This window comes from Zhongshania sp. (assembly GCF_041584495.1).
GTDB lineage: Bacteria > Pseudomonadota > Gammaproteobacteria > Pseudomonadales > Spongiibacteraceae > Spongiibacter.
In genome coordinates, this window is the sequence record NZ_JBFHDY010000209.1 from 1 (window position 1) to 3,176 (window position 3,176).

Annotated in this window: 3 protein-coding genes and 1 tRNA gene; all 4 read right to left on the minus strand. The window is 52.8% G+C overall.

Going from position 1 to position 3,176, the window contains the following annotated elements:
- Window positions 1-168 precede the first annotated feature (168 nt).
- Window positions 169-244, minus strand: a tRNA-Thr gene (locus ABYP33_RS18110).
- 35 nt (window positions 245-279) lie between these two features.
- Entirely contained in the window at window positions 280-960 is a 681-nt protein-coding gene (locus tag ABYP33_RS18115; protein WP_373092645.1) for an SPOR domain-containing protein, read from the minus strand.
- A gap of 11 nt (window positions 961-971) precedes the next feature.
- A complete protein-coding gene (locus ABYP33_RS18120; RefSeq protein WP_373092647.1) occupies window positions 972-1,721 on the minus strand; it encodes a type III pantothenate kinase in 750 nt (249 codons plus the stop codon).
- A gap of 2 nt (window positions 1,722-1,723) precedes the next feature.
- Window positions 1,724-2,692, minus strand: coding sequence for a bifunctional biotin--[acetyl-CoA-carboxylase] ligase/biotin operon repressor BirA (gene birA / locus ABYP33_RS18125; RefSeq protein ID WP_373092648.1), 969 nt, complete (start codon window positions 2,690-2,692; stop codon window positions 1,724-1,726).
- Between the last annotated feature and the right edge of the window lie 484 nt (window positions 2,693-3,176).

Below are 3,176 nucleotides of genomic sequence, written 5' to 3' on the forward strand. Positions count from 1 at the left end.
GGGGGTGGATTCGAACCACCGAAGCTCGCGCGTCAGATTTACAGTCTGATCCCTTTAGCCACTCGGGAACCCCTCCCCAAGAAAACGGAATAATTTGTTTTAGTTCAAATATCTATCGCCCAAATTAATGGCCGAATAATCAATACTTACCCCGCAACAAAAAATATGTGGAGCTGGCGAGAGGAGTCGAACCCCCGACCGGCTGATTACAAGTCAGCTGCTCTACCAACTGAGCTACGCCAGCAAACTACCACGTCGCTTCCAAACGAGGGGCGCATTCTAGTCGAACTGTTTATAAGACGCAATCAAATTACAATCTTTTTCATCAAGCTTTTTAATATCATCCTGCAGCTTTGTCATTAGCGACTCAGCGCGACGATACCCATCACCACCGCGCTCACCGCGAAACACCAGCCAATAACGGGTCGAGAGCTTTGCAATCCGGCGTATTTTTGCTTCGTAATTTTTTTTGCTTAAACCCTTTGCATGCGTGGCTGCACGCTCAGCATCAGTAAAGACCCCTAGTGATATAGCACCTTTCAACTCGCCCTTACGAATCACAAAGTTATCAATCCGCCTCACCCTTAGCTCACCTCCCGTTTTGGCGGCCATCGCCAAGGATGAATACGGCCCAAGATAAACCCAGTAATCCGCACCGCGTTCGTACTCTTCAAGATACACCCGCAGACCAGACAAGCGCACCCGATCCGGCTCGAAATCAGCCTCTCCCGAATACGGCCCCAAAACCAGACACACCTCTTCTGACGAGCTTGGTGCTGCAACAAGATCGCGGGGAGGCTGCCCTACCACCTCCACACCCCGCTCTGCCAACAGCTCGATATTTCCATTACCAGAAGTCAAGTCCAAACGCTCAGACAGCGCACCAAAACCCTGCTCGGATTTATGCGCAAGGTAAAACACCCCATTGAGCATAACAATCAGCACAAAAAACCAGCGCACTCAACCCTCCCTCAGCATGACGCCAAAACCGGCGCAAGCCCATCTAACACCAGCTCTTCGCAATACCGCCAATGACGAGCATAATTACCAGCCAGTGCGATCAACCCCTGAGCATCCCCACCGGTTACAAACACCTCTGACGGCCCCTGAACAGCCTCCGCGAGCGCAATCGCAGCCTGAACCGCGCCATATTGGGCCAACCACTTACCATGATGAACGCAACTCTCGGTGTCTTTGCCGGGCGCCAGACTTTGCTTATCTGCGCCATCAAATCGAACCCGCCCGGTATACTCCGCCAAGGCCCGAGCTGACATCGCGACACCAGGGATAATATACCCACCTTGATGCACTCCGCCGCCATCAACAATATCAATGGTTAGGGCAGTACCCGCATCAACGACCACGCAAGCCCCTCCACATACCCCAAAAGCGGCAACCATCGCCAGCCAGCGATCAACGCCCATCCGAGAAGTATCTGCATAACTATTGCGCACACCACCACAAAAAGCCTGACTATAAGCCAACTTAACCGGCAAGCCCGAAGCGGCAAGCATACTCATCAAGGGTTCGTCGCGCTCAATTGAACCCACTGAAGCAACCTTAATATCATTCAATTTTTCCAAAGAGAGCTCATCCAATAACAAGCGCAATGCAGCTGGGGAGCTTGCAATACGCCCGCCCTGTAGGCGCCCAGCTTCGCTCATAAGCCGCCATTTCAGCGCACTATTACCCACATCCAACTCTAGACTTACCAACCCCACACTCAAGCGCCTCGCAAGCTCACTTCACCGCCCCGAAAAACCCGCTCACCCGCGTCGGTCTCAAGCACTAAACCGCCACTGGCATCGACCCCGCGCGCGACACCCTGAATTGCCTTATCACCCAGCTGAACCTGCACCGACTTACCCGCGAAGACATCAAATCTTTCCCACTCATCACGAAGATAACTGAAACCGTCACGGGTGAATTCGGCCTGCACTTTCAGGAGCTCCGCAATAAGCGTCGCAGCAAGCTCATTACGTGCGACACGACCAACAATCTTCTGAAGGTCCGTCCAAGGCTGCGTGATCGCTTCGGTATCACAGCCCGCCAAATTAACGTTCAAACCAACGCCAACAACTACCTGGCACAAGCCAGAAGGATCGCCTTGCATTTCGAGCAAGATACCCGCTAATTTCTTATTATCGTGCAAGACGTCATTAGGCCACTTTAAACCAGCCCCACCGACACCCAAACGCCGCAAGGCTCGCACCACCGCCAAGCCAACCGACAGACTTAAACCCTCTAACCCCGCGGCACCAGACTGAAACTCCCAAACCATAGAAAGGTATATATTGCGACCGAAGGGGCTGCACCAGGCCCGCCCGCGACGCCCTCGACCAGTAGACTGCTGCTCAGCAAAACAGCAATAATTTGCGCTTCGCCCAGTACGAATCGCCTCAGCCGCCGCGTCATTCGTCGACCCTACAAGGGGGTAAATATCAAGCTCACCTAAAGTTGACGTCGCCGACTCAGGCAACAGTGAACGAATTTTGTCGGCCACCAGCAAATCTAATCCGCCGATTAACCTATACCCCCGGCCTTTTATTGACTCGATCGGAAGCTCCAGTGCTTCGAGCTTGTGCAATTGTTTCCACACCGCCGCGCGACTAACCCCCAACTGTGCGCCCAACTCCTCTCCAGAGTGATATTCACCATCAGCCAAAATCGTCAACAATATTGAATTACCCACACTAAAAACCTGCTACTTACTCGCTTGGAATCATAGCAGACATAGTTGGTCTAGCCCACGGTAACCGCCAACCTGCCTAGCGGCACCACAAGAAAACGGTGATCCCACAATTCTCGGGAGACGCGTCACAGGAGACGGTGAACGCTAAAACTTAAAAGCCCCAGCAGGGTTTCCTGCCGGGGCTTTTTTGTGGGTATTTCGCAAGACTGGGAACCGAGGATTGGGTGTTGATTTAATCTTTTGCGTCTTCCGTCTCCCTTCTAGCGTGGCGCTGTTGGGGGTACTGGGGGTTATAAAAGGGCTTAGGGCGGACGGCGATTTTTAATTGAGTGCGGTGCGTAATATGAGCTACTTTGTGTTGGAGGCAGTGTAGAGCCTGGCCTATGGTAAGCGTCCGGCAAACCCACATTGTCTACGGCCGCCAATTATACGGCAGTAGTTCGCTGATCTTTGACGCCCGCTGAGTCGGCAATCTTTCCATTAC